The 6,660-nt window shown below is 64.0% G+C and carries 6 protein-coding genes; 5 read left to right on the top strand and 1 reads right to left on the bottom strand.

All coding sequences use genetic code 11. From position 1 onward, the window contains the following. Both ilvD and WA702_RS28885 read left to right on the top strand, forming a co-directional pair. On the top strand, positions 1-1,580 hold a 1,580-nt coding region (gene ilvD, locus WA702_RS28890; RefSeq protein ID WP_425113950.1), incomplete at its 5' end, for a dihydroxy-acid dehydratase. A gap of 122 nt (positions 1,581-1,702) precedes the next feature. Next, a complete protein-coding gene (locus WA702_RS28885; RefSeq protein ID WP_425113949.1) occupies positions 1,703-2,482 on the top strand; it encodes a CDP-diacylglycerol diphosphatase in 780 nt (259 codons plus the stop codon). Between the two features lie 57 nt (positions 2,483-2,539). On the opposite strand, the gene WA702_RS28880 is transcribed toward WA702_RS28885, so the two are convergent. Further along, entirely contained in the window at positions 2,540-3,004 is a 465-nt protein-coding gene (locus WA702_RS28880) for a MarR family winged helix-turn-helix transcriptional regulator (protein WP_425113948.1), read from the bottom strand. Positions 3,005-3,135: 131 nt separating this feature from the next. On the opposite strand from WA702_RS28880, the gene WA702_RS28875 reads away from it, so the two are divergent. The 3 genes from WA702_RS28875 (at position 3,136) to WA702_RS28865 (ending at position 5,763) form a co-directional block, all read left to right on the top strand. After that, entirely contained in the window at positions 3,136-5,010 is a 1,875-nt protein-coding gene (locus WA702_RS28875; RefSeq protein ID WP_425113947.1) for a chloride channel protein, read from the top strand. Positions 5,011-5,392: 382 nt separating this feature from the next. Then, on the top strand, positions 5,393-5,551 hold the full coding sequence (locus tag WA702_RS28870; protein WP_425113946.1) for a hypothetical protein: 159 nt from the start codon (positions 5,393-5,395) through the stop codon (positions 5,549-5,551). Between the two features lie 2 nt (positions 5,552-5,553). Further along, the gene (locus WA702_RS28865) at positions 5,554-5,763 is read left to right on the top strand and encodes a hypothetical protein (RefSeq protein ID WP_425113945.1); all 210 of its coding nucleotides are present in this window, start codon (positions 5,554-5,556) and stop codon (positions 5,761-5,763) included. The last annotated feature ends 897 nt before the right edge of the window (positions 5,764-6,660 follow it).

Raw genomic sequence — 6,660 nt, 5'->3', positions numbered from 1 at the left:
ACGGGATGCTCTATTCCCTGCCCTCGCGCGAGGTCATCGCCGACAGCGTCGAATATATGGTCAACGCGCATTGCGCCGACGCCATTGTCTGCATCTCCAACTGCGACAAGATCACGCCCGGCATGCTGATGGCGGCGATGCGGCTCAACATCCCCAGCGTGTTCATCTCCGGCGCCCCCATGGAAGCGGGCAAGATCGACATCAACGGCAAGCTGCGCAAGGTCGATTTGATCGATGCCATGGTGAGCGCCGCCGACGACAAGGTGTCGGACGAAGAGGTCGAGGCGATGGAGCGCTCGGCCTGCCCGACCTGCGGCTCCTGCTCCGGCATGTTCACGGCGAACTCGATGAACTGCCTGACCGAGGCCCTGGGTCTCTCTCTGCCCGGCAACGGCTCGGTGCTGGCGACGCATGCCGACCGCAAGGGCCTGTTCGTGGAAGCCGGTCACCTGGTCGTCGATCTCGCCCGCCGCTACTACGAGCAGGACGACGACAGCGTGCTGCCGCGCAAGATCGCCAACTTCAAGGCGTTCGAGAACGCGATGAGCATGGACATCGCGATGGGCGGCTCGACCAACACCGTGCTGCATCTCTTGGCCGCCGCGCATGAGGGCGAGATCCCGTTCTCCATGCCTGACATCGATCGCCTGTCGCGCAAGGTGCCCTGCCTGTGCAAGGTCGCGCCGGCAGTGGCCGACGTCCACATGGAGGACGTGCATCGCGCCGGTGGCGTGATGGCGATCCTCGGCGAGCTCGCGCGTGCCAATCTGCTGCACACGGAGTTGCCGAGCGTGCATTCGGCCTCGCTCAATGCCGCGCTGGAGCGCTGGGACATCAAGCGCACGTCGAGCGAGAGCGTGAAGGACTTCTACATGGCGGCGCCCGGCGGCGTGCCGACCCAAATCGCATTCAGCCAGAACCGCCGCTATCAAGATCTCGATCTCGACCGCGAAAAAGGCACGGTCCGCGACCTCGCACACGCCTACTCCAAGGACGGCGGTCTCGGTGTGCTCTACGGCAACATCGCGCTCGACGGCTGCATCGTGAAGACCGCCGGCGTCGATGCCAGCATCCTGAAATTCACCGGACCCGCCCGCGTGTTCGAAAGCCAGGATGCCGCCGTCGAAGCGATCCTGACCAACAAGATCAAGGAAGGCGACATCGTCGTCATCATCTATGAAGGCCCGCGCGGCGGCCCCGGCATGCAGGAGATGCTGTATCCGACCAGCTATCTGAAGTCGAAGGGGCTCGGCAAAGCCTGCGCGCTGATCACCGACGGCCGTTTCTCCGGTGGCACCTCGGGCCTGTCGATCGGCCACTGCTCGCCGGAAGCCGCCGAGGGCGGCCTGATCGGCCTGGTGCAGAATGGCGACCGCATCGAGATCGACATCCCCAACCGCACCATCCACCTTGCTGTCGACGACGAGACCCTGGCGCATCGCCGCGCGGCGATGGAAGCCAAGGGCGCGAACGCCTGGAAGCCCGGCAATCGGACCCGCAAGGTCTCCACCGCGCTGAAGGCCTATGCGGCCTTCGCGAGCAGCGCCGCCAAGGGCGCGGTGCGCGTCGTCAAGGAGTGAGTTTGTAGGTGGGCACGGCGCCCTGCGCCTTTGCCCACCTACACCCTTTAAATTGCAACCGCGAGTTGTTAACATCGGGCCACATCTGCGCCGCCGATCGGCTGTGGATGGATGGAGATCGCGTGTCCTGGGGGATCGATGCGATGGCTCTCAACCGGATCGGCTTCGCTCTGCCACTCGGCTTCGCTCTGCCACTGGCTCTCATTGGGCTGCTGACGAGACCAGCATGGCCCGCCGATCCCGACGCCCTGTGGAAGATCATCCACGATGGCTGCGTCCCGGATCAGTCCAACCACGGCGATCCCAAGCCTTGTGTGTTGGTCGACCTGGCGGAGCGCTTCGCCGTCCTCAAAGATCGCAACGGAGCGACGCAATTCCTGCTGATCCCGACCGACCGCGTCACCGGCATCGAGGATCCCACAATCCTGTCCGAACAGGCGCCGAATTATTGGAAGGCCGCCTGGGACGCACGGCATTTCACCAGCGCGCAGGCCGGCACGAACCTGCCGGATGACAAGATCGCGCTCGCGATCAACTCGCAGTTCACGCGCAGCCAGAATCAGCTCCACATCCACATCGATTGCATTCGCGTGGAGGCGCGTGAGACGCTGCGCATGCTGCAACCGCAGCCGGGCGCAGGCTGGACTCATGCAATGATCCTGGCCCAGGACTACGATGTTCGAATGTTGAGCGCGGACGACCTGAAGAGCCAGAACTTGTTCTCGCTTGCGGCCGCGCACCTGCAACCGGGACAGACCATGGCAAATGAGACCATCGTGCTGGCCGGCGCCGTGCTGCCGGACGGCAGCAGTGGCTTGTATCTCCTCGTCGGCAGCGCCGGCGGCGCCGGCAATGGCGAGACGCTGGAAGACCATCAATGCGTCATCGCGAAGGTGCCGTGAGCTTGATGTGCAACCACGACGATAAAGACGATCCCCTAAGCCTCTGACGTCGTAACGTTACTCCTGCTGCTCGCGGAAATGCGCCAGTCGCTCGGCCAGCGCGGTGCCGGCGGCGCCCAGTTCGTCCAGATGCGCCTTCGAGAGCCGCTTCAGGCGACGATCGCCTTCCGCCGACAGCCGGACCAGGATACGGCGGCCGTCACCCGGATCGGTCGCGCGCACCAAGAGACCGAGCTTGCTCATGCGGTCGACCAGTTCGACCGCCGAGTGATTCTGGATCAGCAGATATTTCGCCAGGTCACCCACCGAAAGCGGGTGGTCCAGCGAAAACCCCTTGATGGCGAGCAGCGCCTGGTGCTGCTGCGAGGTCAGCCCCTCCTCCCGCGCGGCGCGCTCGCTGAAGGCGAGAAACTTGCGCAGCTCGTAGCGAAATTGTGCCAGGGCCGCATAGTCGGCGTCGCGGAACACTCTCGCGGTGTCGACGGCAGGTAATGGAAGCGCCTTGGCGCGTCGCGGGGTCATGCGCTCTCCGTGTCGTCAGGCTCAAGCTGTTTTTAATCAAACGCCCGCTGAGGAAAGGGGCTCGTTGCGCCGAGCGGATGGCAGCCATCCTATCTGCCATCCTTTGCTGCCTTGCAATATATCGTACCGCGATGTATTTGCGCAGCAGCATTTTGCCGCACCGCGCCAAGCCCGAAACCTGGAGAAGATCCGTGAGTTCCCTGCCGTCCGCCGTCGCCCATGCGCGATTGGGAGATTTCAGCACCGACCGCCGCGTCCTCGTTCTGGTCGCGATGGCGCTGTTCGTCGGTGCAGGCGGCATTGCCTCGGCCTGGCTGCTGCTGCACGCCATCGCGCTCGCCACCAATCTGTTCTGGCTGCAGCGCTTCAGCTTCGAGACCGTGCAGCTAGGTACCATGAAACCGGGAATCTGGATGGTGCTGGCGCCTGCGGTCGGCGGACTCCTGATCGGGCTGACGGCCCGGTTCGGTTCCGAAAAGATCCGCGGCCACGGCATTCCCGAGGCCATCGAAGCGATCCTGATCGGCCAAAGCCGGATGTCGCCGAAGGTCGCAATTCTGAAACCGCTGTCCTCGGCGATCTCGATCGGATCGGGTGGCCCGTTCGGCGCTGAAGGCCCGATCATCATGACCGGCGGCGCGATCGGCTCGCTGTTCGCGCAATGCTTCAGCCTGAGCGCGGCCGAGCGCAAGACACTGCTGGTCGCGGGCGCCGTGTCCGGCATGACCGCCATTTTCGGCACGCCGATCGCATCCGTGCTGCTCGCCGTCGAGCTGTTGTTGTTCGAATGGAAGCCGCGCAGCCTGATTCCGGTGATCACCGCCTGCGTGCTGGCGGCCGCGCTGCGGCCCCTCATTCTCGGCTCCGGTGTGCTCTTTCCCTTTTCGGGTACACTGCCGTTCTCGCCGCTGGTGCTCGCAAGTTGCATCGGCGCCGGCATCATGGGCGGCCTGCTATCGGGCCTTCTGACGGGGATGCTGTACAAGGCCGAAGATCTGTTCGGCGAATTGCCGATCCACTGGATGTGGTGGCCCGCGATCGGCGGCCTCATCGTCGGGCTCGGCGGCCTGATCGAGCCCCGCGCGCTCGGTGTCGGCTACGACATCATCGCCGATCTGCTCGGCAACCACATGGGGCTCCGCGACGTCGCACTCATTCTCGTCGTCAAATCGCTGATTTGGATCGCGGCACTGGCGTCCGGCACCTCCGGCGGCGTGCTGGCCCCACTCTTGATCTTCGGCGGCTGCCTCGGCTGGCTGGAGGGCCAATATCTGCCGGGCGATACCGGCGCCTGGGCGCTGCTCGGCATGGCCGCGATGATGGGCGGCACGATGCGCTCGCCGCTCACCGGCGTGCTGTTCGCGATCGAGCTGACCGGCAATTTCAGCATGATGCTGCCGCTCCTGATCGCCACCGGCGCGGCCTATGCGGTCACCGTGCTGATGCTGAAGCGCTCGATCCTGACCGAAAAGATCGCCCGCCGCGGCCAGCACATCACCCGCGAATACAGCGTCGATCCGTTCGAGCTGCTGCGCGTCAGCGAGGTGATGGTGACCAAGGTCGACACCCTGTCGGGAAGCATGCGCCTGAACGAGGCCATCGACTTTTTCTCCAACGGCGAGCCTCGTCACAAATCCTATCCCGTCCGCGGCACCGACGGGCGCGTCATCGGCATGGCGAGCCGCGCCGACATCCTGCAATGGCGCACCGAGGCCCCCGGCCGCGGCGACGACACCCTCGCCGACCGGCTGTCCGACGAGGCACTGGTGGTCGGCTTCCCGGACGAGCCGGTCGCGCGGCTGGCCGATCGTATGGCCGTGGAAGGCATCGGCCGCGTGCCAGTGGTCGAGCCCCGAACCATGCGCCTGGTCGGCTTGGTCTCGCGCAAGGACCTGCTGCACATCCGCCGCACTGCGCGGGCCAGCGAGGAAACGCGCATCGCCTATTTCGGACAGGGCAAAGAGACCGAGCCCGAGGACGACGCGCACGTTCAGGGCTTGGCCTGAACGGCTGGATCAGTGCGGCCATCACAACGGTCTTAGTGGGCCGTCATTGCGAGCGAAGCGACATGTCCGCCATGGCACGAAAGGCGACGGCGGAAGCAATCCAGAGCCGAAGAGAGAGCATGCGGCGGGTTAGCTGAAGGCGTAACCCGCCGCCTCCGGGCTGGCAGAAGACGGCGGATTACGCTTCGCTAACTAATCCGCCCTGCGGGCTAAAGGCTGGCTCTTTCACAGCCGCGTCGAAATATCGGCATCCCAATCACAGCCTTTTGTCCTGCTCTCCTCGCCATAGGGCTTCCGGACCGCGGACCAGACTCCCACATGTCCATGACATGATGATCGTAATTTAATACAGGATTGAGTCGGCAAAAGCCGGGAGCAAGCCATGGCCGAGATCATTGAATTCATTCCGAAGTCCGAGCGCGAGCGCATCCGTCTCATTCGAGAGGCCCGTGCAATCTATGACAGCATCTTTCCGCCAGCCTCAACGCTCGGCGAGCAGCAGGACAAGGCGCATGCCTCTCCTGGTAACGAGAGGCTGTAGTCGTGATCAAGGTTATTGGTGTACTCTGCAGCCTGTCTGCTCCGGTCAATTGCCACGAGCAGATCGTCACGACTTCCGACTTTGCTGACGTATCGATGCAGTCCTGCCTGATGGGCGCACCGCAGCTTGCCGAGTGGATGAAGCAGCACCCGGCCGAACGTCTGGCAGCATGGCGCTGCGTGGTCGGCAAGCAGGATGGCCGAGGAGCTTAGGCCGTAGAGCGGGTTCGCCGAAGGCGCAACCCGGCGTCCTTCCACAAACCGCGCGAGCAGGACGGATTGCGCTTCGCCAATCCGCCCTGCGAGCTGCAAGTCCGAAAGGCTCGATAGCCCTTCCGCGTTCCCGGCGACCTCTCTAAAAAGCTGATTTCATTGGTCGTTTCAATGTCGACCAATCCTTCAAGCCCTCTCGCGAAAAATAAATAGCTTCCGAAAATCAGCAAATCAGGCGTATGCTGCGCCCGTTCCGGTCCGGATGAGGGGCGAACGCGACGTCACGAACGTTGGACAGGGAATGCGATGGCCGCGACATGGCGCAGCGTGTGATTCACATGCGGACGAACGACATGACGCGGACGGCGAAGTCGTGTGGTCCTGGCATCCCGGTGCTGATGCCAAGCTTGCTGCGCTCGACGGGCGCGCGGGCGACGGGGGCAAGAACGCCGGTCCCCGAGGAGAGCGCGTATAAGCCGTAAAGCCAATCGCGCAGGGAAGGCCGGATGATCCGGCTCGTACCTGTGGTTCTGCCGCGTGCTTTTTGTTGCACGCGGACCATGGGTGCGAACGGCACCCGGCCTTCCCTGCGCCCTCATCATCATGAGAGCGCGAACGACAGGCATCACTCGGGCGCAATGTGCCGCGGGAATGATGAAGCGCGCATGCTGTTTGATAGGGTGAAGAACGAGATCGCCAGCTTGAATCTGGTTGAGCTTGCTCGGCGCCCCCTTTCCCTTGTGGGAGAGGGTGGATCGCCGGCGCGGATGCGACGGCGAGACGGGTGAGGGGTCTGCATCCGCGGAGAGAGACCCCTCACCCGGCACGAATTTCGCTTCGCTCATTCGCGCCACCCTCTCCCACAAGGGGAGAGGGTGCACCGAGTGCGCGGATGCT

This window comes from Bradyrhizobium sp., from assembly GCF_049798375.1.
GTDB lineage: Bacteria > Pseudomonadota > Alphaproteobacteria > Rhizobiales > Xanthobacteraceae > Bradyrhizobium.
Note: the sequence above shows the minus strand (reverse complement) of the source record. Positions and strands in the feature narration are given on the sequence as shown.

Coding starts and splice junctions, on each gene's coding strand:
- WA702_RS28880 (WP_425113948.1), bottom strand. CDS start 3,004: ATGACCCCGCGACGCGCCAAGGCGCTTCCATTACCTGCCGTCGACACC.
- WA702_RS28875 (WP_425113947.1), top strand. CDS start 3,136: ATGTATTTGCGCAGCAGCATTTTGCCGCACCGCGCCAAGCCCGAAACC.
- WA702_RS28870 (WP_425113946.1), top strand. CDS start 5,393: ATGGCCGAGATCATTGAATTCATTCCGAAGTCCGAGCGCGAGCGCATC.